This is a genomic window from Bartonella sp. Raccoon60, from assembly GCF_002022585.1.
Lineage (GTDB): Bacteria > Pseudomonadota > Alphaproteobacteria > Rhizobiales > Rhizobiaceae > Bartonella > Bartonella rochalimae.
This window is the reverse complement of record NZ_CP019786.1, coordinates 430,273-452,939: the sequence shown is the minus strand read 5'-3', so window position 1 is coordinate 452,939 and position 22,667 is coordinate 430,273. Positions and strand designations below refer to the sequence as shown.

25 protein-coding genes and 3 tRNA genes are annotated in these 22,667 nt (G+C 35.0%); 13 read left to right on the top strand and 15 right to left on the bottom strand.

All coding sequences use genetic code 11. The features are described 5' to 3' along the window. Nucleotides 1-18: 18 nt before the first annotated feature. The 4 genes from Bra60_RS01940 (at nucleotide 19) to Bra60_RS01925 (ending at nucleotide 3,288) form a co-directional block, all read left to right on the top strand. A complete protein-coding gene (locus Bra60_RS01940; RefSeq protein ID WP_078688445.1) occupies nucleotides 19-924 on the top strand; it encodes a transporter substrate-binding domain-containing protein in 906 nt (301 codons plus the stop codon). 140 nt (nucleotides 925-1,064) lie between these two features. After that, nucleotides 1,065-1,817, top strand: a complete 753-nt coding sequence (locus Bra60_RS01935; protein ID WP_078688444.1) for an amino acid ABC transporter permease — start codon at nucleotides 1,065-1,067, stop codon at nucleotides 1,815-1,817. Between the two features lie 2 nt (nucleotides 1,818-1,819). Further along, the gene (locus Bra60_RS01930) at nucleotides 1,820-2,527 is read left to right on the top strand and encodes an amino acid ABC transporter permease (protein ID WP_078688443.1); all 708 of its coding nucleotides are present in this window, start codon (nucleotides 1,820-1,822) and stop codon (nucleotides 2,525-2,527) included. A gap of 14 nt (nucleotides 2,528-2,541) precedes the next feature. Beyond that, entirely contained in the window at nucleotides 2,542-3,288 is a 747-nt protein-coding gene (locus Bra60_RS01925; RefSeq protein WP_035006097.1) for an amino acid ABC transporter ATP-binding protein, read from the top strand. Between the two features lie 475 nt (nucleotides 3,289-3,763). Here Bra60_RS01925 and Bra60_RS01920 read toward each other — a convergent pair whose 3' ends face one another. From Bra60_RS01920 to Bra60_RS01900, 5 genes are all read right to left on the bottom strand, one after another. Further along, a complete protein-coding gene (locus Bra60_RS01920) occupies nucleotides 3,764-6,487 on the bottom strand; it encodes a valine--tRNA ligase (protein WP_078688442.1) in 2,724 nt (907 codons plus the stop codon). Nucleotides 6,488-6,650: 163 nt separating this feature from the next. Beyond that, nucleotides 6,651-7,205, bottom strand: coding sequence for a DUF2497 domain-containing protein (locus Bra60_RS01915; RefSeq protein ID WP_078688441.1), 555 nt, complete (start codon nucleotides 7,203-7,205; stop codon nucleotides 6,651-6,653). 242 nt (nucleotides 7,206-7,447) lie between these two features. Next, nucleotides 7,448-8,740 carry a TolC family outer membrane protein gene (locus tag Bra60_RS01910; RefSeq protein ID WP_078698034.1) on the bottom strand — a complete coding sequence of 431 codons (1,293 nt, stop codon included), beginning with the start codon at nucleotides 8,738-8,740 and terminating at the stop codon, nucleotides 7,448-7,450. Between the two features lie 59 nt (nucleotides 8,741-8,799). Then, nucleotides 8,800-9,474 carry a protein-L-isoaspartate O-methyltransferase family protein gene (locus Bra60_RS01905; protein WP_078698033.1) on the bottom strand — a complete coding sequence of 225 codons (675 nt, stop codon included), beginning with the start codon at nucleotides 9,472-9,474 and terminating at the stop codon, nucleotides 8,800-8,802. 191 nt (nucleotides 9,475-9,665) lie between these two features. After that, nucleotides 9,666-9,739 (bottom strand) — tRNA-Cys (locus Bra60_RS01900). Between the two features lie 183 nt (nucleotides 9,740-9,922). Here Bra60_RS01900 and Bra60_RS01895 point away from each other — a divergent pair. Next, nucleotides 9,923-9,997 (top strand) — tRNA-Asn (locus tag Bra60_RS01895). A gap of 758 nt (nucleotides 9,998-10,755) precedes the next feature. Here the strand turns inward: Bra60_RS01895 and Bra60_RS01890 are convergent. Then, entirely contained in the window at nucleotides 10,756-12,003 is a 1,248-nt protein-coding gene (locus Bra60_RS01890; protein ID WP_078698032.1) for a DEAD/DEAH box helicase, read from the bottom strand. Between the two features lie 265 nt (nucleotides 12,004-12,268). Continuing rightward, nucleotides 12,269-12,799 carry a hypothetical protein gene (locus Bra60_RS01885; protein WP_078673654.1) on the bottom strand — a complete coding sequence of 177 codons (531 nt, stop codon included), beginning with the start codon at nucleotides 12,797-12,799 and terminating at the stop codon, nucleotides 12,269-12,271. A gap of 1,127 nt (nucleotides 12,800-13,926) precedes the next feature. On the opposite strand from Bra60_RS01885, the gene Bra60_RS01880 reads away from it, so the two are divergent. Then, nucleotides 13,927-14,012: transfer RNA gene (locus Bra60_RS01880), tRNA-Leu, on the top strand. A gap of 194 nt (nucleotides 14,013-14,206) precedes the next feature. Here the strand turns inward: Bra60_RS01880 and Bra60_RS01875 are convergent. From Bra60_RS01875 to Bra60_RS01850, 6 genes are all read right to left on the bottom strand, one after another. After that, the gene (locus Bra60_RS01875) at nucleotides 14,207-14,464 is read right to left on the bottom strand and encodes a helix-turn-helix transcriptional regulator (protein ID WP_078680061.1); all 258 of its coding nucleotides are present in this window, start codon (nucleotides 14,462-14,464) and stop codon (nucleotides 14,207-14,209) included. Between the two features lie 87 nt (nucleotides 14,465-14,551). Next, a complete protein-coding gene (locus tag Bra60_RS01870) occupies nucleotides 14,552-15,199 on the bottom strand; it encodes a lambda exonuclease family protein (protein WP_078698031.1) in 648 nt (215 codons plus the stop codon). A 1-nt stretch (nucleotide 15,200) separates the two neighbouring features. Next, complete coding sequence (gene bet / locus Bra60_RS01865) at nucleotides 15,201-15,992, bottom strand: phage recombination protein Bet (RefSeq protein WP_078698030.1); 792 nt, start codon at nucleotides 15,990-15,992, stop codon at nucleotides 15,201-15,203. 85 nt (nucleotides 15,993-16,077) lie between these two features. Then, a complete protein-coding gene (locus Bra60_RS01860; RefSeq protein ID WP_078698029.1) occupies nucleotides 16,078-16,803 on the bottom strand; it encodes a phage regulatory protein/antirepressor Ant in 726 nt (241 codons plus the stop codon). A gap of 71 nt (nucleotides 16,804-16,874) precedes the next feature. After that, nucleotides 16,875-17,255 carry a hypothetical protein gene (locus tag Bra60_RS01855; protein WP_078688437.1) on the bottom strand — a complete coding sequence of 127 codons (381 nt, stop codon included), beginning with the start codon at nucleotides 17,253-17,255 and terminating at the stop codon, nucleotides 16,875-16,877. Between the two features lie 192 nt (nucleotides 17,256-17,447). After that, nucleotides 17,448-17,759, bottom strand: a complete 312-nt coding sequence (locus Bra60_RS01850; RefSeq protein WP_078688436.1) for a transcriptional regulator — start codon at nucleotides 17,757-17,759, stop codon at nucleotides 17,448-17,450. A 94-nt stretch (nucleotides 17,760-17,853) separates the two neighbouring features. Between Bra60_RS01850 and Bra60_RS01845 the strand changes: the two genes are divergently transcribed. Both Bra60_RS01845 and Bra60_RS01840 read left to right on the top strand, forming a co-directional pair. Next, nucleotides 17,854-18,186: a hypothetical protein gene (locus Bra60_RS01845; protein ID WP_078688435.1), complete on the top strand. Its 333-nt coding sequence runs from the start codon at nucleotides 17,854-17,856 to the stop codon at nucleotides 18,184-18,186. Nucleotides 18,187-18,285: 99 nt separating this feature from the next. After that, nucleotides 18,286-18,651 carry a hypothetical protein gene (locus Bra60_RS01840; RefSeq protein WP_078689032.1) on the top strand — a complete coding sequence of 122 codons (366 nt, stop codon included), beginning with the start codon at nucleotides 18,286-18,288 and terminating at the stop codon, nucleotides 18,649-18,651. Here the strand turns inward: Bra60_RS01840 and Bra60_RS01835 are convergent. Then, a complete protein-coding gene (locus tag Bra60_RS01835; RefSeq protein WP_236823960.1) occupies nucleotides 18,589-19,437 on the bottom strand; it encodes a hypothetical protein in 849 nt (282 codons plus the stop codon). The genes Bra60_RS01840 and Bra60_RS01835 overlap by 63 nt on opposite strands. A gap of 128 nt (nucleotides 19,438-19,565) precedes the next feature. On the opposite strand from Bra60_RS01835, the gene Bra60_RS01830 reads away from it, so the two are divergent. From Bra60_RS01830 to Bra60_RS07675, 5 genes are all read left to right on the top strand, one after another. Next, entirely contained in the window at nucleotides 19,566-20,045 is a 480-nt protein-coding gene (locus tag Bra60_RS01830) for a crossover junction endodeoxyribonuclease RuvC (RefSeq protein ID WP_078698028.1), read from the top strand. Continuing rightward, complete coding sequence (locus Bra60_RS01825; RefSeq protein ID WP_078698027.1) at nucleotides 20,035-21,159, top strand: DUF1376 domain-containing protein; 1,125 nt, start codon at nucleotides 20,035-20,037, stop codon at nucleotides 21,157-21,159. The genes Bra60_RS01830 and Bra60_RS01825 overlap by 11 nt, the downstream gene beginning before the upstream one ends. Further along, entirely contained in the window at nucleotides 21,119-21,568 is a 450-nt protein-coding gene (locus Bra60_RS01820; protein ID WP_194284829.1) for a hypothetical protein, read from the top strand. Before Bra60_RS01825 ends, Bra60_RS01820 begins: the two co-directional genes overlap by 41 nt. A gap of 153 nt (nucleotides 21,569-21,721) precedes the next feature. Further along, entirely contained in the window at nucleotides 21,722-22,195 is a 474-nt protein-coding gene (locus Bra60_RS01815; RefSeq protein ID WP_371326057.1) for a hypothetical protein, read from the top strand. A gap of 26 nt (nucleotides 22,196-22,221) precedes the next feature. After that, a complete protein-coding gene (locus Bra60_RS07675) occupies nucleotides 22,222-22,356 on the top strand; it encodes a hypothetical protein (protein WP_257787866.1) in 135 nt (44 codons plus the stop codon). An 11-nt stretch (nucleotides 22,357-22,367) separates the two neighbouring features. On the opposite strand, the gene Bra60_RS01810 is transcribed toward Bra60_RS07675, so the two are convergent. Beyond that, entirely contained in the window at nucleotides 22,368-22,661 is a 294-nt protein-coding gene (locus Bra60_RS01810; RefSeq protein WP_078688433.1) for a HigA family addiction module antitoxin, read from the bottom strand. Between the last annotated feature and the right edge of the window lie 6 nt (nucleotides 22,662-22,667).

Sequence of the window (22,667 nt, the reverse complement as noted above, 5' to 3'; positions counted from 1 at the left end):
ATAAAAACGGAGGAAATAATGAGAAAATCATTTGTAATATTTATTGCAGCAATTTTTATGGGATTAACAAACATTGCTCACGCTACAAACGATACACTGGAGAAGATTAAAAGAACGGGAGAAATCACTTTAGGTGTTCGCGAATCATCAGGTTTGGCCTACGCACTTGGTAACGGTAAGTATACAGGCTTCCATACTGAAATGGCGGAACGTATTATTAATGATATCTCAAAAAAAATTGGTCAACCAATCAAAGTTAATTATCAGCCCATTACATCACAAAACCGAATTCCTTTGCTGAAAAATGGTACTTATGATTTTGAATGTGGATCAACAACAAATGATTCTGCTCGCAGTAAAGAAGCTGCTTTTGCATACACAACCTATGTTGAAACAGTTAAAATCGTTGTAAAGAAAAATTCTGGCATTCAATCTATTGATGATTTAAATGGTAAAAAAGTCGCAACAACTACTGGTACAACAGCTGTGCAGCTTATCCGTAAAAATAAACGTCAAAAAAATATTCATTTTGAAGTTGTGAACGGTAAAGATCACGGAGATAGCTTCTTATCACTAGAATCTGGTCGAGCTGACGCATTTGTTATGGATACATCAATTCTCTCTGCGCATATTGCTAAATCAAAAAATCCATCTGATTATATAATTCTTGACACTACACTTTCTGTTGAACCTATCGCTTGTATGCTCCGACTAAATGACAAAAACTTTGAACAAACCATTAACGATAGTATCGTACGCCAAATCAGTGATGGATCACTAGAACAACTTTATAATAAATGGTTCATGGAACCAATCCCTCCTACAAATACTATCATTAATCTTCCTCTCTCTAAAGAAACCCAATATGCTTGGGAGCACCCAAATAATAAGCCACGAGAAGCCTATATAGAAAATAATCTATAAAATCATTATAAGAGAATGACTATACTCTTTATAAATTAGGTATAGTCATATTCTAAATTTTTCAATACACTTAGCCTGTATCAATATAGCTGATCTATTTTCTCTACTTAGCAGCTAATTAACTTGAGGAAAATCAATTAATGGACTTTTCGTTCCTTTGCACAGATGATCTTAATCATACACTGGTAGCCGGATGTCTCGGAACTCCTGGCATAAGTCATACCTATTTGGATACACTCCTCGATGGTTTTAAAAATACAGCCATATTATCTATCTATTCATTGGTACTAGCTGTATTTATGGGTGTTATTATAGGAATGATACGTACTCTGCCTAAAACTTCCATCATTAATAATTTTTTACGTGCTGTTGGTACTTTTTGGGTAGAAATTATGCGTAATATTCCTTTACTTGTTCAAGTATTTTTATGGTATTTTGTCGTACCTAAAATTTATCCACCTGCAATGAATTTTCCACCCATTTTATTAATAATCTGTGCTTTAGGTTTTTTTACATCCGCGCGTATCGCAGAACAAGTTCGCTCCGGTATTGAATCTATTCCTTCTGGACAACGTTATGCTGCAATGGCAATGGGATTTAACACTTACCAGAGCTACCGTTACATCATATTGCCACGTGCTATTCGCACAATCATGCCCCCACTCACTTCAGAAGCAATGGGTATCGTAAAAAATTCATCTATAGCATTCGCTGTTTCTATTAATGAACTAATGCAATTCCAATATCAAACAATTGAAGAAGTAAGTCATGTTTATGAAAACTATCTACTTGTTACACTCCTTTATATTGTTATATCTCTGTTCATATTCATCCTTATGAGCATAATTGAGAGAGCAATTAGGATTCCTTGTTTTCAAACAGAGGGGCGCTAAATATGATAATAGAATTTATAAATACCTATTCTCCTTTTAATTTTTCAGAATTTGATTTTTCGTTTTTTACTTTTGATATATTCTGTTCTTATATTTTATCAGGTTTGCTTTTTAGCATTTTTCTAACGATTGTTACGACGGTATTTGGTCTTATCTTTGGCGTATTATTAGCAATGATGCGTCTTTCTTCTATTAAATTGCTTTCTACACTTGCTATAATTTACATTACTGCCATGCGATCAATACCACTTGTAATGGTTATTTTATGGTTTTTTGTGCTTCTGCCTTTGATAACAGGTACATCAATCGGTGCGAATAAATCAGCATTAATTACTTTTACTGCATTTGAAGCCGCTTATTTTGCTGAAATTATGCGTGCTGGCATACTTTCAATTTCGCAAGGACAAAAACATGCAGGTCAAGCTCTCGGAATGACGTACTGGCAAAATATGCGTATTGTGATTCTTCCACAAGCATTCAGAAATATGCTACCAGTCTTTCTAACACAAATTATTATACTGTTTCAGGATACAACACTTGTCTATGCAATCAGTGGCAATAGCCTTTTGAATGGATTTGATATTGTCTCTAACAATTTCGGTGTAAAACAAGAAGCTTATATTTTAGCAGCAATTTTCTATTTCGTGATCTGCTTTACATTATCGCAAATAGTTTTACTCTTGCAAAAAAAAATATCCATTATTCGCTAACAGGGGAGAAAATAATGTCTACTCATATGATCGAAATGAAAAATGTTTCTAACTGGTATGGCGAAGTTAACATTCTTAAAAACTGTACAACCAATATCAATAAAGGAGAAGTAGTTGTAGTTTGTGGACCGTCAGGATCTGGTAAATCAACCCTCATAAAAACTATTAACGCCTTAGTGCCTTTTCAAAAAGGGGAAATTTGGATTGATGGCATACCAGTTCATTCAAAAAAAACTAATTTATCCAAATTGCGTAGCCATGTAGGAATGGTATTTCAACACTTTGAGCTTTTTCCACATTTATCCGTCATGGAAAATTTAACTATTGCACAAATTAAAGTTTTAAAACGCAGTAAAAAAGAAGCGCTTGAGCGTGGCTTATTATATCTTGAACGTGTTGGACTCATCGAACATAAAGATAAATATCCTGGTCAGCTTTCTGGAGGACAACAGCAACGTGTTGCTATTGCGCGCTCTTTAACTATGGACCCATTTGTTATGCTCTTTGATGAACCAACTTCTGCTTTAGATCCAGAAATGGTAGGTGAAGTATTAGACGTCATGATAGGCCTAGCAGAAGAAGGTATGACAATGATTTGTGTTACACACGAAATGAGCTTCGCACAAAAAGTATCAAAACGTATAATTTTTATGGATCAAGGAATGATCCTCGAAGATTGTTCATCTGAAGACTTTTTCTCCAACCCACAAGCTAGAACACCAAGGGCTCAAGAGTTTTTATCAAAAATCCTTAATTATTAATCATTACAGTGTAATTCAGCTTATACATAACCTAAATTTTTAATTATGTGCTTTTATGAATTGTTAATTTTATTCAAACTTAACAATTCATAATGCTATTGTTTATTATATTTAAATTTTCTCTAAAAATAAAAAAGTGAGTTCTTAAATGGACAACCCAATATCGACCTTATACATTAATTGTTTAATAAATCTCAATTAATATTGTTCTACACAGATTGTTTCCTCAAAAAGAGTATATTTCCAAAAATAATGCGAATAAACAAACCGCTTTTTTCAATTACAAACCAAAATTATCATACTTCTGTATAAGATTTTCTTCTTCTATTAATTTTTTCCTAAATAGTATCTAGAATATTTACTAATTTATAAAACTCCACTTAATCATAAATTGAGTGACCAATGTACGCGCATAAGTCACCCACAATACCATTTCAAATCTTTTTTAACTTTCAAAAAATAAGAAAAATCTGAATTAAGCTAGCCGTTCTAAAGCAATAGATACTTTCTTTTTTGCTTCATACAACTCTGTAATTCTTCTACGTTCAAGCTCAATAATTTCCTGCCTTGCATTTGCTATGAATTTTGGATTATCTAATTTAATTGATATTTTCTCAATATCCTGTTCAATTTTATCCATATCCCTTTTCAAACGAGCACGTTCAGCATCTAAATCAATCAACTGCCCCAATGGTAAGCAAAAAGTTGCCTCTCCCAAAATTATTTGAGCTGATATAGCAGGAACCTGATCAGAAAAATGAATCTCTCCGATACGCGCTAATCTTTTAAGAATAGCCTCATAACGATGTACACGTTCTTGTATTACTTGCCCTCCTTCTAAAATTACGAGAGGTGCCAGTGCACTTACTGGAACGTTCATCTCAGCACGCACAGAACGAATACCACTAACTACATCAATAATCCAACTAATATCATTTGCAGCTTCTTCATCTTTAAACGTCATTTGTGGCCATTGCGTTAATGCTAACATATTCTCACGCTTCATGTCTTGCATTGCCGTAAGAGACCACAACTCCTCTGTTACATGAGGCATAAAAGGATGGAGAAGTTTATAAACTTCATCAAGAACCCAAGCTGTACACGCTTGTGCTTCCTTTTTAGAATCTTCATTTGAACCTTGAAACACAGGTTTAAGAAGTTCAAGATACCAATCGCATAATGCATTCCAAACAAACCGATACAACGCGTGAGCAGCATCATTAAATTTATAGTTTTCAATGCCCTTAGTAACTGCCAAAACAGTTTTGGACAATTCTGTTAAAATCCAACGGTTAATTGCAAGTTTCGTTTTTTCTGGTTTGAAAGCCAAATCATGCCTAACACCATTCATTTCAGCAAATCGAGTGGCATTCCACAATTTCGTAACAAAATTACGATAGCCTTCAACACGTGAAGGATCAAGTTTTACATCACGACCTTGCGCGACCATAATAGCTAAAGTAAAGCGTAGCGCATCTGCACCGTATTGATCAATGAGTTCCAATGGATCAACAATATTTCCTTTTGATTTTGACATCTTTGCACCATACTGATCCCGCACTAGAGCATGTACATAAACAGTTGGGAAAGGAACTTCTCCCATAAAGTGCATACCCATCATCATCATACGAGCAACCCAGAAAAAGATAATATCAAATCCAGTAACCGATAAAGATGTTGGATAAAAAGTTGTTAACTCAATTGTTTTATCAGGCCACCCTAGCGTCGAAAAAGGCCAAAGAGCAGATGAAAACCAAGTATCTAAAACATCCTGATCACGTGTTAATTGAACTGTTTTACCATAATGAGATAAAGCTGAATCTAAAGCCTCTTTTTCACTTTTTTCAACAAAAATCATACCATCAGGACCATACCAAGCAGGTATCTGATGTCCCCACCATAATTGGCGAGAAATACACCAAGGCTGAATATTTTCCATCCAATTGAAATAAGTTTTTTCCCAACTAGCCGGAATAAATTTCGTTTTCCCTTGGCGAACAGCTTCTATCGCTGGCTTTGCTAATTCAACAGCATCAACATACCACTGATCTGTTAAAAGCGGCTCAATGGGTACTCCACTTCGATCACCATGAGGAACGACATGAAGATGCTCATTAACAGTTACACAATAACCTCTTTCTTGCATCCAAGAAACGATACGATTTCGTGCAACAAAACGATCAACTTTATCTAAATATTCCACCAACGCATTCAATTCATCAGACAAGACTAAGCCATTAAAAAATGCCTCATTATCACGCAAAAAAATCTCAGCTTTTTGCGTCAAAATATTAATTAAGCCTAAATTGTGCCGCTTTCCTACTTCAAAATCATTAAAGTCATGTGCTGGTGTGATTTTTACAGCTCCACTCCCCTCATCAGGATTGGCATAAGAATCGCCAACAATTAACAACTTGCGACCAACGAGGGGCAGAATAACATTTTGTCCTATGAGATCTTTATAGCGATCATCTTCAGGATTAACCGCAACACCCGTATCCCCCAACATTGTTTCAGGACGTGTTGTTGCAACTGTTATAAAAGTTGTAGAATCATTCGGATCAAAAACTTTTCCTTCAAGCGGATACCTAAAATGCCACAAATAACCTTTGACCTCTTTCGGTTCAACTTCAAGATCCGAAATAGCCGTCAACAACTTTGGATCCCAATTGACTAAACGCTTGTCCTTATATATTAACCCTTGCTTGTAAAGCTTAACAAAGACTTCATGGACAGCCTGAGATAAGCCCTCATCCATTGTGAATCGCTCGCGTGACCAATCACACGAAACGCCAAGGCGTTTGAGTTGATTAGTGATAATCCCTCCAGCTTCATGACGCCACTTCCAAACGCATTCAATAAACTTTTCTCTTCCCATTTCTTGACGCGTTAGCTCTCGACGTTCTGCAAGTTGGCGCTCAACAACCATTTGCGTTGCAATCCCTGCATGATCCATACCCGGCTGCCACAGCACATTTTTGCCTTGCATCCGTTGAAAACGCACCATAATATCCTGAATTGTCGTATTTAATGCATGGCCCATATGAAGTGAGCCTGTGACATTTGGCGGCGGCAGCATAACGCAAAAAGATTCTGCATCAAGCTCTAAATCTATCTTTGTTTTAAAAGCCCCACACTTTTCCCATTCTTTTGCAACTCGCGGCTCTACAGAGCTAGCATCGTAGTTTTTTTCTAGCATCTTATCCACTTAATTTCACAATACCGCTGAAAAAACAATTCATGATCAAAAACTAGCTACATCACATCAAAATACTATTTACCTAAATAGCTTTATAAAACCACGTCAGAACTCTGATAACCAAGTTAATAAATAGCAGATTATATAACGAATTTAAAAGCTCTTAAGATAAATTCTTAACGGTTTTGACAATTTCTTCACGTAGGATTTTTTCAAGTAAAATAGGCAATTGACATTGTAACCATTCCGCTATAGCGGGACGCAACACATCTCTTGCAACCTTTTCAGCAGAGGAAATAACATACGCAGATAACTCTACACAATCAGAAGATGAATTTCTTTTCTGTGATACAAATGCCTCATCATATTGTTTTACTTTATGAACAGAATTTTGCTCTTCAGAGGAAATATTCATCCCTTGCATATCTATCTTATCTTCCAATCTTGCACCATCCTTAAAAGGAGAAATTCCATCTTCAGCAGAAAAACCAATACGATCAGCCAAAGCCTTCATCGCATCATCGACGGATAAAGTCGCATCATAAATACCTTCTGATGGCTTTACTGAACTCTTTGCAGAAGCATTTGCTGCAATAGACTCACTAGATTCACCTGAGAAATTATCAGACTGAACTGTATTTTCTTCAATTATTTCACGGATAGACGTTAAAATCTCATCCATACTTGGCTCATGTAACGCATTTGAACTCTGTACCATACTTTAAACCTCTCGAAACGCAAAAACAAATGAAACTACCATTTTACTGTAGTAAAAGAACGACAAAGTCAACACATCTCTTTGTCTTAAATATGATACTACACACAACTTTTTTCTAACGTCATATAAAATGTTATTTAGGCAAAACATATTTTCAATATTAACAATTAATTTATGATCTACTCTTTATGCAAACTAAAATTATTTTAATATGTGAAAACTACTAATTATATCCTCGCTTCTCAGCGAATATATTTAACCGTTTTCAAACCCAAATAATTTGCAGTCAATTTACCAACAGAATATTGAACACTATAACTCGCAACAATAACATTACATTCTGCTGTTATTAGCGCAATTTGAGCATTAATTAACTGCATCTGAGAGTTTAAAACATCTAATGTGGTTGCCTGCCCTACACGATTTTCTTGAATACGACCTTTAAAAGCAATGTCAGCAGCACGAACACTCTCACGATAAGCTGCAACAGATGCACGTGCTCCTTCTAACTGAAACCAAGCAGAAGTAAGCGCTTGCTTTACTTCATTTTGAGCCAAATCAAGCTGAAAATGGGCTTGTCTAAATTGTTCTTTAGCCTGACGAATCTGCGCAGATGCACGTCCCCCTTCAAAAATTGGAAAACTAAGCGAAAGCCCCACGGATTGAGAAACTCCATCCTCTCCAGGCCCTCTATAAACCCGATTATAAGATGTTGTCGCAGACAAATCAATTTTAGGAAGCAATGCTCCTTCTTTCGCTTTAACATTGTAAGAACTAGAATCAATTAAATATCTTGCATAAAGAATCGCTGGATGCGTAGCGATACTAATTTCATAACCGGAATCAAGATTCACTGGTAACTCTTTTGCCATCGGTGGACGTTCTAATTTTTCAGGATCAGCACCAATTACTTGCCGATAAATTGCTTCCGCTGATTTTACATTAGCATGAGCAATACTAAGCTCAGAAATAGCAACAGAACGAGCTGCTTGTGCTTGAGCAAAATCAATACGCCCTCCTTCCCCTACCTCAAGTTTTGCTTTATCTGAACGAACTTGCTCTTCAAGGGCAATCAAATTTTTTCGACGCAGTTCAGCAATACGACGTGCTTTGTAGACATTAGTGTATACTGTTACAACTTCAAGAAACATATTCTGCTCAGCATTACGAAAATATTCATGCTGCGCTTGCATTTTTAATTTAGCTGAAAAAAATGTATTTTGCGTAATAAAACCATCAAATAATCTTTGATTTAATCTTATTCCTATAAATCCAGAAGTACTATAAGGAGCTATAACAGCTTTATTTCGACTATAGCTCCCAATTCCTTCAATTTGTGGAAAAAAGCCTGATCCTGCAATAACCACATCATCATTTGATATGCGGACAACCGCACGCTCACTATTCAATTTAGCATTATGCAGATAAGCTTTAGCAAAAGCATCCATTAATGTATCAGCACAAGCCAATTCAGAGACAAAAATGCAAAAAATTAGAAATAAACATACTTGAAGTTTCTTGTTTATTTTAAACACAATATAAATCCTAAATTAATTATACTATTCTTTATCTATTCATTCATAAAAAATCAGCATTAAAATACAAAATCAGGCAATTTTAAAAATTCAGGTAAGGGTTTTACAGAAAGATTAAAACTACGACAGACCGAAATAGTACTCTCTTTTTTTACATAGATTCGTGCAATACCAGCATTTCCATGTCCTTCAACCACAATAAGACGCCCACCTTCTCTCATTTGATCAAAAATACCATCAGGAATGAAATCAACAGCACCTTCAACAAAAATTACATCATAAGGACCTTTAATAGGATATCCCTTCTCTAAGGCTCCATGAACAACCATAACATTATTACACTTATTATGCTCTAAAATCTTGGCAGCCTGTTCTGCAAGGATCTTGTTGCTTTCTAAGGCAATAACGGATTTCGCAAGTTTTGAAAGTAATGCAGAACAATAACCACTATTTGCACCAATATCCAAAACAACATCGGATGATTTTATAGCTGCCAATTGTAATAATTTCGCTAAAGATGCAGGTCTCATTAAATGACGTACAGATAAATTACTCTGCGCTGGAAATACAACAATATCAGCATCACAATAACTTAAATTTCTAATATTTTCTGGAACGAAATCTTCACGTGGCACTGTTAAAAATGCTTTGAGAACTAACAAATCTGTTACATCTACTGTACGAATTTGATTATCAACCATTTTATGGCGAAGTTCTACAAAATCTATAATCATCACTAATCTTCTCTCCCATACGCAATAAAAGCTCTAACAAAGCAGAAACAGTTTAAGATATGAACATCTTCTACTACTTACTGGTGCGACAAAAAAGTAAGATCCTAATTGCGCCAATTTAATGTACACGGTATTCTACTAAATACGCAAGCAACTCATTTAAGATTTTGAGAATTATCAATCAAATTAGCTGGAGGCCTCGCCCGGAATCGAACCGGGATACAAGGATTTGCAGTCCTCTGCGTAACCATTCCGCCACGAAGCCCCATTAAAATGTAAAGACTGTCAATAAGGGAAGGCAAAGCATCCGTCAAGGCAAAGAAACTTTTTCTAATCTTTTTATTTATTACATTATAATTCGAATATTTAAAAAATTAAAATAATTTTTCTCTTTGCAAATCAATATTGCTTTGCTATAGGCTTTGTAAATTGGATGGTTATATACTGTTCCTCGGTAGCTCAGTGGTAGAGCAACCGGCTGTTAACCGGTTGGTCGCTGGTTCGAATCCGGCCCGGGGAGCCATTTTATTTTATACTTCATATAACTTATTGTTTTTATATATCTTTTTTTAAGGTGAGGAAATAGGATTTCACGTTTTCTTCCAAAATCTATCGCGAATCAGTACTTCTTTCTGAATTGTTTTATAGCTTCTATAATCTGCGTAATTTAGCCTTTCATATATATTGCCAACTGCGCCGACTATTCTGTTTGTTATACTTGAAGATTTATCTTACTAAATTTGAGCTGATGATAACAATGTTTCTTTGCTCTAGGTAAATGAAAAACTATCTTATGCAAAAATCATATTCATGATATCCTACAGCCATTAAACAGAATCAGTGTACGTATAGAAATCATTTTTCTTGTTAGTTTTATTTTTTATTTTCAATCGTTTTACGGCTCTTTTTAATAGATTTCTTTATTTAATTTTTTCTGTTTAACTTTCTTCCTAAAGATAAAAAGTTCTTACTAAAATCATAAAAAAGTAACGAAGGCTGTCATCATTAACAATAAGCACAAATAAAGCTTAAATATCCCTACAACATTATAAAATAAGCTGATTTCACATTAATATACCTATAGTAACGTATTCATCTTGCTTACTACATCTAAATAATAATAGTTTTATATCCAACAATGTATAAAAATAAATTTTAGTAATTCTTTGTAAAGTTCTACTATTTATCTAACTTTGAAAACGCAATAATTCCATATATTTTGTGTTTTTTTATTTTAATCAGATTTTTTACTTTTTGATTGTGCAATTTTATCGATTCCATTCAAGATTTTTTCCAACCTTTAAATCCTTTTAAGCGATGTTTTTTACTACCTTCTCGCTTGTAAATTTTCGGTTCAGACAGTTTTTCAGGCAATGACGCAAACTGCAGAGGAATCTCTTTTCGTTTTAATTTCATACGAATCAGACGCTCTATAGCACACAAACGTACCTGTTCTATTTTCTCATCAAAAAGTGTAATAGCATCACCAGATGCACCATTACGTCCCGTACGACCAATGCGATGCACATAGCTTTCAGCGTTATCTGGCAAATCATAATTAATAACATGGCTGATTCCAGGTATATCAATACCACGTGCAGCAATATCAGTCGCAACCAGAACTCTTACCAGTCCTTCACGAAAATTTTTTAACGCACACTGCCGAGCATTTTGTGATTTATTTCCATGAATTGTAGCAACAGAATATCCTGTTTTTGCTAAACTACGCGCAACAGAATCAGCTCCGTGCTTAGTACGTATAAATACAATAACTGAAGTCAAAGCAGGATTTGTCAAAAGTTTACTCAAAATACTCTTTTTTTCACTTGTAGAAACACAATACAGTACTTGAGTAATCTCCGCAGCAGTGGTTCCTTGAGAAACAACTTCTATTTTTACCGGTTTCCTAAGTAAATTATCTGCAAGCACATTAACTTCTTTTGACATTGTCGCAGAAAAAAGTGCCGTTTGACATTTCTCATGCAAAAAGTTTGCAATTTGTCGCACATCACTAATGAAACCCATATCTAACATACGATCAGCCTCATCTAGAATAAAAAAACGAGACTGAGAAAGATCAACATATTTACTACGGATAAGATCCATTAAACGTCCAGGTGTTGCGATCAAAATATCAACACCCTTTGCCATCCGTCTAATTTGTATCAAGCGTGACATTCCCCCTACAATCAAACATGTTGAAAGATGAGTTCCTTTTGCAACAGCACTAATTGCTTCCTCAATCTGAATAGCAAGCTCACGCGTAGGAACCAAAATTAAGGCTCGCGCAGTTTTAGGATAACGCTTATCACCTAAAGTTAAAATCCGGTTCAAAATAGGTAAACTGAATGCCAATGTTTTTCCAGAACCAGTTTGTGCAATCCCTAAAATATCATGCCCTTTTAACATTACTGGGATAGCTTTCTCTTGAATAAACTTAGGTTTATTCATACCAGCACTAAATAGGTTTTTAACTAAAATAGAGGACAAACCTAGTTCTGTAAAAACATTTTCTTCACTTACACTCAAAATAAAATTTTCCCTAACTCTATAATTATCAATAAATTACAAGCTAAATTGTAGTATTTCTGAAACCATACAATAGAGTCATAATTTTAATTTTGTGGACTAATGCTTGAAATAAAAATAAGCCATCAAACACCATACATGGGCATATTAACCCAAAATAAGATGTATAAAACCTTTTTGTGTAAAAACCTAATTCACCAGCGCAAACACCTTAATAGGCAATATTACTGAATTAACATAAAAAGCAATTACCTTGCAAAATTATTTATTTTTCTATTACTGTTTCCTTTGGCATATTTATTCCCTTAAAATCAGGATAAATCTCCAAAAAAACTGTATTTTGTATAGTCTTCTGTCCCCCATAAACTAAAAACCATTTACCATTATCAAAAATCGCTAAGGTTTTATATTTTATGATACGATCCTTTGTCTCAATAACAGTTGGAATCAAAGCATAAAAAATATCATTATTAATTTGCTGATAGTCTATTTCTTTTTCATCTAAATGGTAAGCATCAGTAGACAAATTTGCGAACTGCATATGAAGTTGCTCAAGAAAATTATTACGTAAACTATCCTCTGTTGCATTTAGCCGGCGTGCTATTTCCCTATAAAGCCTATCAGACATATGAGCAGCAACAATAGAAAAATTTTTATTTTTCATGGCTTTATTAATATCAACAACTAAATTTGAAAGCGCATTTTTTTGCACTATTGTTAGCTCAGCCGCTACATTATATGTCCCAATAGCTAATAATAAAGATACACTCAGCATAAAACAAAAAATGGACTTCATTTTCTATATTCCTTCGTTTAAAAAAACTTCAAATGACAAAACCAAGCAACTCTATAACCGTCTGCAATATCGCAACATTTCTAATAAAATTCTTTAATTTATCTTTATAAGTCACTGAAACTAATTTGTTTTAAAACAAAAATAAAAATAATATAAAAATTTATAACTCATTTCTGAGATACCAAAAATGTATAGTCTCATCATCAAAATAACAATTCGAGCCCAAAACTATGTCCTTTATAAAAGGTCACCAAAAACTAAAATAAAATATTGCTCTACCCCTGAAAATGTGAAATCGTTCTTTAATACCTAGAAAATATTTAAAATCATTACCATTAGAAACAATTAAAAAAATTTTTCTCTTTATAAAAAAAGACTTTTGAGAGCATCAATCAACAATAACTATTTCAAAAACAATACCTTCAAAATTCAACATTTCAATCATCGTCAAAAAAATTCAATTTTTAGGAGTTATAATAACAGAATACGTAAAAACCGTTCTAATATCCCACAATCTAATTATGCTCGTTTCAGCTATAATAGTCTCATCTACAAATATATTATATTTTCTAATTTTATATGCTTTTCACTACTTAAATAAAGAAATCAACTTCCATAATCTAATAAAAAAAAACTCTGCTTACCAGCCATATTAAAAAATAAATTATTTACATCACTAATCAGACCACTTTTTCATACAGATAAAATCATCAAATCTAGTTTGTTTTTCTCATTAGAGTTTTATTATAAACCAGCTTAGCATCAAACTATTGTTTGCGATCTATCAAGAATTATCAAAATCAAAAAGTACCACAATTTTATATGACCGGAGTTTAATTATTAAATCTTTATATTTTCAATAAACATCTGCATCATATTCTTGACTAAAAAAATCATTTTACTGAAACAACATTTTCAAAAAATTATGTAAAATATCATAGCTTTAGTTATATTATAAACAAGTTCACTCATAGCACAAATTGTTCTCTTTTATCACGAACATCCTACAGATTTTCTGTCATAAAAGTTATAAGTTTTCTGTCAAGAATTCTATTAAAAGTCGAATATCTCAGCTTTTATTATTAATCCTTGATTCAATAGAAGATATAGCTTATGAGAAATTGTCCGCGGACGTGATGAAATCGGTAAACATAGCAGACTTAAAATCTGCTGGCCTAAGGCCTTGCGGGTTCAAGTCCCGCCGTCCGCACCAGCACATCTGAATTTCTCCATATTTTTCAATGGTTTATTAAAAATCATAAAAAATTGAACCACCTTTTGAACCACCTTTTGCAACTCCATTATAACGCTACCAGACGGCACCACGATGATGCTAAAATGCGAATCATTGTTACTTTTTGAGGTACCTTTTTAGCATTTTGATCTCCTCCTCATCTTTTAGGACAATTATACTGAATCTCTTTCAGTTTTTTTGGCTTCAATATAACGATCAATTTCAATAATATCCCATTTTAAATAACGTCCTTCTTGTATAGGCTTAGGAAAAGCTCCAATTTTCACAAGTTCTCTAATGTAGGTCATTGACATTCCGAGATAAATTGAGAGATCTTGTATATTAACAAGTCGTTGCAAGCGCATTGACAGTAAAGCTTGTTCGAATAAACTTATTTTTTCTATTGAAGCAGTTAATTTTTCTTCATTCATTTGAAATTTTCCTTATCATCAATATGTTGAGAATAATTATAATGGGCGGGGACGCTAGGGGGTGATGGTGGAAGCGTCCCCATAACTTTAAGCAGCTTGAGCTGTAATCTGTTTTATGTCCTGTTCGATTTCTTCTAAAAAGGTTTCAACCGCTTGATTGATGAATTCAATCTGCTCATCATTGTGATGAATGCGCTGAACCTTAAGACGTAAGTGAGCGGATTGTCCTGAAAACCGGGGATCATAACTCACAAAATCACACCACTGACGTCCTGTACAAGCCATTTGAAAGTGCATTTGTGCTAAATATTCTGGTTTGATTGTTTCTGTCATCCAGAAACGAAGGTGGTTTACAGACTGAGGACACTTAATCTCAACTAACCCGTCCTCACCAATGAGCCCATCAGGACTTGCTCCGGCCATTGGGAGTGTAGGATGTTGAATGAAACCACATTGAGTAACCTCTGTATCATAAATGAAGGCATATTCTTTTAATGCATTCTCTTCATGTTCAATGCCCCATTGCATCGCTGCTGTTGTATAAGATTGCATCGCTGCTGTTGTATAAGATTGGCTTATTTCATTGACTAAACGTTCTGTCATGAGTTTGATTTTGTAGTCTTCATATTTGCTTGTGGGCAAGTTTTTAGTGGTTCGACTAAGGACGTTGTAAATATTTGAAGAGGTGACCTTCCCTAAACGTGCTTGAAACCATTCTGCAGTTCTTTGCTTCATTTTACACCACCATTTGCTCTGGGGGATGAACACGGTCTTGACTGTAGATGTCATCATAGTCATAGACAATGTCAACTGGCTGTTGTTCTTGAGGGGTTTGTTTTTCTCTTTTTTTCTGTAAGAGCTGCAAAACAACTTGCCCTTCTTGAAGAGAAAGATCTGTTATATTTCTGACATTTGCAAAGCTCAAAACTTTTGTTTCGTCTGTTTGTGTTTCATGCATGAGGCCTTGGATTTCCATGATCATTTCCTCGGATACAAGCTGCCTTTGTGAATGAGAGCTTTGATTAATCCGTTCCGCTTCATCTTCGTCATAAATACCAGAAAATCCAAAAGCATAACGGGCACATTGGATAACTGCTTTATGACGCAACATGCGTGCAGGATACTTTTGCCACGGATCAGTTTTTTGTTTACATTCGTTAAGATATTCAGTGACCTCAATAGGATCTTTAATTTCTTTCAAACGAATAGCACATTTGATAGCTATCAGCTGGCCATCCTTATTGAGTTGATCTTGAAAGGTCATTCCATCAAATTGAGGATTTGATTTGATGATCTTAATCCATCCATCAATAGAGACAACAGGGATGATGCCTCCCCCTCTTTTAGGAAGAGCGTAAATCTCTTTTGTGAGTGGGTTCAATCCATAAGTATTAGCGACGGAAATAAAAGCAGCAAACTCTTCATCAGAGAAGTTATGGCTAATACAGGTTTTAATAATGGTTTTACGAAACTCTTGTTCTGAGAAGCCATATTTTTGCGAAATAACGGCTAAAGGAGAATGTGTCATGGGAGGAATCCTTCATTTGCATGCACTCTACCCGTGGTATGAAACAGGTATGTCTTAAAGTGAATTATCTTCTGACTTTTAATGTTTAATGCACAATTTGTTTTTGTAATTCTTGAGATAAAATGCCCATTCCTTTTGTGGTGACTTTTGCAGAAGGAATAACTTTTTCAGTTCCATCAGATTTTTGTATAATTATGGTAGGACAATCCATAAGGCCTCTTTTGATTTTATCTTGATAAGGGAGTAAAGGAGCACCAGGAGCCCGACGGTAAATCCAATTGTATTGGATTAAATAGCTGATCAAAGCTTTTGGCTGCTTTTCTAATATTTTAGCAGTTTCAGTAAGACCAAAAAGCCCATCATGGCGCTGTAAGCTTTCAAGAGCCATTGCCTTCGGTGTTAGTTCAGCAATAAGAGTATCTTTTCGTTCATTTTCATCTTTTAAATGGGTTAACACTCCAAGCATTACTTGCGGACTGGAGTAATCAATCTGTGGGACTGCCACTTGTTTTTCCAGTTCTTGCCAACGATCTATAATCCTAGCACGCAATGTCATGCTATAACCTGAAACAAGAATTAAACATTCACGCTTGGGAAGATTATAACAGTTTTGATACTTACCTTGTTTGTCCAAATAGGTGGATCCAAATTTGGATTGACCCCCTTCAGGGTATAGCTCTCCTAACATTTGTCGAATATCACGCATAATATGTGCATGTTGCTTACTACATAATTCAGCAATCTCGCGGCTTGACATCGTTTGAACTGCTTTGTTATTAAAATTGCTTTCTGATTTCATAAGATTATACATTATGAACCTCATATTGATTTGATAGGAGAATATTAAAAGGAAGTGCTTAAACCTCAGCGCTTTTAATAATTTTAAATCACATCAGAGAGTCTGAGACGGTGTTGCTCTTCATAAGTGCCATAAATCTCATCATCAATTTTTTGATCTTCTAAATCTTTTTTAAAGATTTCATAGGCATTACTGTATTCTACAAAAGGAGGAACATCGCTTTCTTCATCAAGCAACCAGCTGTTTTGATCTAAATATTCTTTAGCAATTTCTTCAGAAATATCTTCCCATCGATTTGTTGAGAGCTCGATGCGAATAATTCTTTCCACATCATCGATGCCAGATAAAAAGTTCAATACTTCTGTTTCATCATAAAAAGGTCCAGACTGTGCAGTGTTTTCACTTTCATTACTACACATTGCTAAAAGAATTTCATCTGAATTAATAAAAATCAGCTTTTTCATTATTTGCCCCCTCTAATGCCTCACGGCTGTTGTGTATTTTTAGTTTATGGAATATTCATATTTCATATTAAATGAAAAATGTTAATTATAAATTTCATAAAAAATGAAATATCTGCATATGGAGGCTAATAGTGGATAAAGAAACGCTAGAAAAACTTTGGAAATGTGGGGATAAAAAGGTGATAGCTGCTATTATTTTTTGTCTAATTGGCCAGAATTCTGAAGAATCGTTAAAACAGCTTGCTGAACTTCAGGCTTTGCTTGATAAAAAAGGCGAATAAATTGACCAGATTCCTCAATTAAAAAAGGTGGTATTTCACCAATAAAATTAATAATTTTTATTAATTCATCTGCTTTTATTGAGCGGTTTGCGCCTGAGTTACTTAATATGCTAGTAAGGGTAGAAGGCAATATTCCTAAATGCTCAGCTAGCATTTTTTTGCTGCCATGCCCCTTTTTAGCTAATTGCTCATTAAGCCATAATCTTAATTGTTCACGTTCCATAAAATAAAACTCTTTTAGATTGAATGAAAAATCAATGTCATAAATTCTGAAATTTTCTCTTGATAAAATTCATGATTTATGAAATATTGTTGTTATGAGACAAGAACCTGCATATACTATTATACAATATTTGGGAGGAGCTAGTAAGGTTGCACGCATTTTACACAAATGCAAGGGAGCAGTTTATCGCATTACTTATCCTAAAAAAAGAGGCGGTTCTAATGGACTATTTCCCGCAACTTATCAAATACAATTACTCCATTATGCTCGTAAAAATAATATTGATCTACGTCCGGATGATTTTTTTTATCCTGAACGATTACAAGCATTAATTCAAGAAAGCTCATCCCCTTCCTTTTCATTTTGCGATGATTTTTCTGATTGCAGAAATAACAACGAGAATCAACAGCAACATTCACACTCTTAAAGAAGAAAAATCATGAGAAACAGAATATTGAAGAAATTCAACACACGGATTTGTAGATTAATAGGTTGTCATACGAAAATCGAGGATGGAGATAGAAGGATGGAAGAATTTAAGTGGATACCAAATCGTGAACGCAGCATAGAAAATCTTATGAAACGACATACAACTCATACAAAAATTCTTGCAAAACAAGAAGAATGGCATAAGTCAAAATTTGATAGTTGGATGAGATGGCATGAAGCAACCCTTGCAGAGCGAGATAAGTCAATTGAACAACAGCAAATAGTACTTGAAAACCTATCCACTTTAATTAAGCAAAAAAATAAGACACTGTATGAACAAAGATTAAAGTTGGCTTCACAAATGGAGCTAATTGATAAATTAAATAATGAAATCATTTTCTTAATTAACAAAAAAGAAGAACCTGGATTGCTGGATTTTGCTTTCGCAGGAGAATGCTTTTAATTTTGGCATCAAAAAAAACCACAAATGAGGATTATCAGCCAAAAAGGAATATTCAGAGCCAAGTTCATCATATGTATCTTTTGAGCGTGGATATGAGGCCCAAAAATGAACGGTGAATGTTTCCTCTGGGTTAACAATCGAAGTGTGGTCAAGTGTAAAATTTGCAATGTTACGGGAATTAGGCTTACGGCAGCTAATTATGAAATCTAAAAAAGTGTAGCATTTAGCACGTATAATAAAAAAGTTCAAAGTATACTCTGATGAAGCATTTGATTTTATATTTTGGGGACATAAAGCAATGAGTTTTGGAGTTGTTCTTTTAATGACGAGGTGTTCACCTGAAGTTTTAGATGGCCATCTAACGAAAGGGCAAGCATTTTTAACAAACTTAAAGGGACTTTTTTTCGATATGCGTATATTCCTTATCATTATATCTTCTTTAGTAAGATTTTTAATGCCCAATCTCACCCTAACGCGTGAAGTGCCTTCATATTTTTGTGGGAAGAATACTGCCTTCAATTCCAAATATGGTCCCAAATCCCGCGCTTTTTTATCTTCTAATAGAATAGCTGTCTGGGTTTCTGATGCTATAGTTTGTCGTTGGAAGATTTTAAGTTGTTTTTTTAAGCTTCGTTGTTGCACAAAAAGCGTCACCATTCCAGTAACTATCGTAGCAATGATAGGAGCAATCGTAAGATTATTATTTATCCAGTGCAGCAAAAATACAGCACTATCGTTTATCCAGTGCAATAAGAATATAATCTCATCAACTACCCATTCTTGCATCTTTCCCCTCCCCACTTTTTTAGAATCGTTGGGAGGCTACTTTTTCAAAAACATTTTTACAAGACAAGCAATTACAACACGCTCTGTCATAGCACACATATAAATACGTAAAGCCTTAAGGGGGGATTATGATCACTAACGCACGAAACATTTTATGCCTTGATTTAGGCACCAAGACTGGTTGGGCGCTCTGCGGTGCAGATGGTCATATAATAAGTGATACAGAACATTTCCCATCACGCCGCTTTGAAGGTGGAGGGATGCGTTATCTGCGTTTTAAGCAGTGGCTTATGGAGATAAATCGGTCCGTTGATGGAATTGACGCGGTGTATTTTGAAGAGGTGAGACGTCATATAGGGACGGATGCTGCCCATGTTTATGGCGGCTTTTTAGCAACATTAACGGCGTGGTGTGAACATCATCAGATCCCGTATAAAGGCATTCCTGTTGGTACGATAAAGAAAGCAACAACAGGAAAAGGAAATGCTTCGAAAGAAGAGATGATAGAGGCAATGTGTTCCAAAGGGCATATGCCTTGTGATGATAATGAAGCCGATGCTTTGGCAATTTTATATTTAAAGAAAGAAGGGGATGTATATGTCCAGTAAATTACCTTGGACGAGACTTTTTGCAGACAAGTGGCTTCTTGATCTTGCTTGTTTACCTGCAATTGAAGGCAATGTTTATATGCGGTTGCGATTGCAAATGTTGCGCACTAGAGAGTCTCTTGTAAACGACACACAAATATTATCTCATTTTACGTGTTGTTCAGCAAAAAGATTTGAAAAGGCATTAGATTATTTATTTAGATCTGGACATATCATTTGCTTAGAAAATGGTCGTTTGTGGATTTCAGATGTTGAAGAAGAATTAAACAATTCAGATGAAACTTTAAATAAATTTTCAGAGAGAGCGCAGAAAGCAGCGCAAGCAAAATGGGCAAAACATCATAAAGTAAAAACAATCAGTGATGATCAAGATGCTAAAAATGCTAAGCATGATGCTAACGATATGCTTAAAGATGCTAAGCATGATGCTTGTAATGATTTTAGCAATGCTCAAGCAATGCTTAATGATGCCATTAACAATAACAATAACATAAACATATATAATAAAAAAACTAATACTATCGTATTAGCAAAAAAAGAAATTTGTTCTGAAAGTTTAGAACCTATCGATTTGGTTGATGAGCCAACAGAGGTTGCTGCTGTTGAGACCGTATCAGAGCAAATCGAAACGATATCTGAAAACCAACCTCCCATTCACGAGCAAGAGAACGTTTCCCCAAAAGCAAAACGGTCGAGAAGTGATCGAGGCTGTCGATTGCCTGAGGATTTTGAGCCTGATTACGAGTTTGCCATTGCAGAAGGCTTGCCTCCAGAGCGTGTGAACATCGAGAAAGCAAAATTTCGAGATTTTTGGAAAGCTAAAGCAGGCAAGGATGCATGCAAAACTGATTGGAAAGCGACGTGGCGTAATTGGGTGCGAAAAGCAATTGACGATTTAGAAAAAGGAAAAAACTATGGGAAATGCAACGGATATCACACAGGAGAACAGCGTAGCAAAACTTATCGAATTGCACAGTACATGTCCGATATCAAAAATTCAGACAGTGTGTACAAATTTTTATTCGAGGATGACAACCGAACCACCATTCCTTTGGAAAACGGGGCAAAAACCATTGATTGCAGAAGCGGAGAGAATTACTTCATTAGTCCATGACGCATTGAAAAAGCTTGAGAAAAAAGCCACTGAAGAGGAAATTCAAACAACGTATCTTGTGCTATCCAATGGTCTCAAAAGCCAATTACAAACAGACGAAAAAGCAACAGCGCTTGCGTATCTTTACACCCTTGAAGGCATAAGCAGTTGGGTATTGCAAACAGCAACAAAGAACGCTTTGAAAGGCAAAGCAGAGGGCTTAAACACGACCTTTATGCCCTCAACAGCAGATTTTTATCGTTATTGCGAAAATCTTGAAAAGAGCATTCGCTTGCAAGCTAATTGCCTTCTAAAGAATCTTGAAAAGCCTGAGATAAAGGCAAGTTATCACAAGCCTCCGATATCATCAGAACGCATAGCAAATCTTCAAAAAGAGCTTGAAGAGGTTTTAAAAGGGATTGAAGGATAAACAGCAAAATAGTGAGAAGTGGTGATCATTTTGTGATTGGCTATGTGTTTAAATCGACAGAAAGGCATCATAGAGAGAGATTTGATAGTTTTTTGAAATTCCACATGATAAACACGAATAGCACTGTGTGGTTAAATTTGAGCCAAACAGAGCATGATGCAAAAATTAGGAAAAAAGATGCAAATTTCAAATTTAAAACAGTTGTTCTTAACAAACCGTCAACAACCGATGCAAAAGAAGTTTGTAGCAACGGCAGTTGGTCATGTGCCTTGGGGGGACGGAGCAGCGGAATATTTTTACAATCTTTACGAATATGAAGATGGCACAAGAGAGTGTGAAAAGTTTGATGGTGGCCAGTATTACACCATACCAGAAAATGCGGATTTCAGTACCAAAGCGCAGGTAAAGGCCTGGGTCTATGGTGGAAATGTGCCAAGGAATATTCTGAATGTTGAGCCTCTCATAGAAGAGGTGAACAAAAATATCAAAAAACATTCAGTGCAAATGGTGATGGACGACCGAGATGATGAACCTATGTTGAAAAAAATGGAGAAAGAGATAGAAAAAGCTCTTCAGCAAGAATTTGAGAAATCCCCCAAAAAGAAAAGTATTTCAAAAGAAATTTGATAGTACTGAGAGGGTTTGAACCTATTTTGGAGAAGATTGTAATAAATCAGGCTAAGCGTTTCGGCAAAAACTGGAAAGAAATCTTTCTGAAAATTCGTAATGCTACTGAAGGAACAGGTGCTGTTGCTGACTCTGTTCAAAAAATTATTAATTTATTATAGAATTTCTAATACTAAAGATGTCCTGTTTGCTCTAAGGATAAAATATTAGGGAGTGGATTGTTATGCCGTGCTTGCCAAAGATCATGCTTTTGTTGTAATTTAAGCCAAAATTCGGCATCATTTAAAGCAGCCTTTTCTAATCGTAAAGCAAGGTTAATGCTGATGGCTGCATGACCATTTAGGACACGGGATAAAGTTAAACGTGCAACGCCGAGATGATTTGCTGCTTCTGTTATTGTTAATCCTAATGTATCAAGCAATTCTTCTTTTAAAATGCCACCAGGATGTGGAGGATTGTACATCATAAGATT

Coding starts and splice junctions, on each gene's coding strand:
- Bra60_RS01940 (WP_078688445.1), top strand. CDS start 19: ATGAGAAAATCATTTGTAATATTTATTGCAGCAATTTTTATGGGATTA.
- Bra60_RS01935 (WP_078688444.1), top strand. CDS start 1,065: ATGGACTTTTCGTTCCTTTGCACAGATGATCTTAATCATACACTGGTA.
- Bra60_RS01930 (WP_078688443.1), top strand. CDS start 1,820: ATGATAATAGAATTTATAAATACCTATTCTCCTTTTAATTTTTCAGAA.
- Bra60_RS01925 (WP_035006097.1), top strand. CDS start 2,542: ATGTCTACTCATATGATCGAAATGAAAAATGTTTCTAACTGGTATGGC.
- Bra60_RS01920 (WP_078688442.1), bottom strand. CDS start 6,487: ATGCTAGAAAAAAACTACGATGCTAGCTCTGTAGAGCCGCGAGTTGCA.
- Bra60_RS01915 (WP_078688441.1), bottom strand. CDS start 7,205: ATGGTACAGAGTTCAAATGCGTTACATGAGCCAAGTATGGATGAGATT.
- Bra60_RS01905 (WP_078698033.1), bottom strand. CDS start 9,474: ATGATTATAGATTTTGTAGAACTTCGCCATAAAATGGTTGATAATCAA.
- Bra60_RS01885 (WP_078673654.1), bottom strand. CDS start 12,799: ATGAAGTCCATTTTTTGTTTTATGCTGAGTGTATCTTTATTATTAGCT.
- Bra60_RS01875 (WP_078680061.1), bottom strand. CDS start 14,464: ATGAATGAAGAAAAATTAACTGCTTCAATAGAAAAAATAAGTTTATTC.
- Bra60_RS01870 (WP_078698031.1), bottom strand. CDS start 15,199: ATGAAGCAAAGAACTGCAGAATGGTTTCAAGCACGTTTAGGGAAGGTC.
- bet (WP_078698030.1), bottom strand. CDS start 15,992: ATGACACATTCTCCTTTAGCCGTTATTTCGCAAAAATATGGCTTCTCA.
- Bra60_RS01860 (WP_078698029.1), bottom strand. CDS start 16,803: ATGTATAATCTTATGAAATCAGAAAGCAATTTTAATAACAAAGCAGTT.
- Bra60_RS01855 (WP_078688437.1), bottom strand. CDS start 17,255: ATGAAAAAGCTGATTTTTATTAATTCAGATGAAATTCTTTTAGCAATG.
- Bra60_RS01850 (WP_078688436.1), bottom strand. CDS start 17,759: ATGGAACGTGAACAATTAAGATTATGGCTTAATGAGCAATTAGCTAAA.
- Bra60_RS01845 (WP_078688435.1), top strand. CDS start 17,854: ATGAGACAAGAACCTGCATATACTATTATACAATATTTGGGAGGAGCT.
- Bra60_RS01840 (WP_078689032.1), top strand. CDS start 18,286: ATGGAAGAATTTAAGTGGATACCAAATCGTGAACGCAGCATAGAAAAT.
- Bra60_RS01835 (WP_236823960.1), bottom strand. CDS start 19,437: ATGCAAGAATGGGTAGTTGATGAGATTATATTCTTATTGCACTGGATA.
- Bra60_RS01830 (WP_078698028.1), top strand. CDS start 19,566: ATGATCACTAACGCACGAAACATTTTATGCCTTGATTTAGGCACCAAG.
- Bra60_RS01825 (WP_078698027.1), top strand. CDS start 20,035: ATGTCCAGTAAATTACCTTGGACGAGACTTTTTGCAGACAAGTGGCTT.
- Bra60_RS01815 (WP_371326057.1), top strand. CDS start 21,722: ATGATGCAAAAATTAGGAAAAAAGATGCAAATTTCAAATTTAAAACAG.
- Bra60_RS01810 (WP_078688433.1), bottom strand. CDS start 22,661: ATGATGTACAATCCTCCACATCCTGGTGGCATTTTAAAAGAAGAATTG.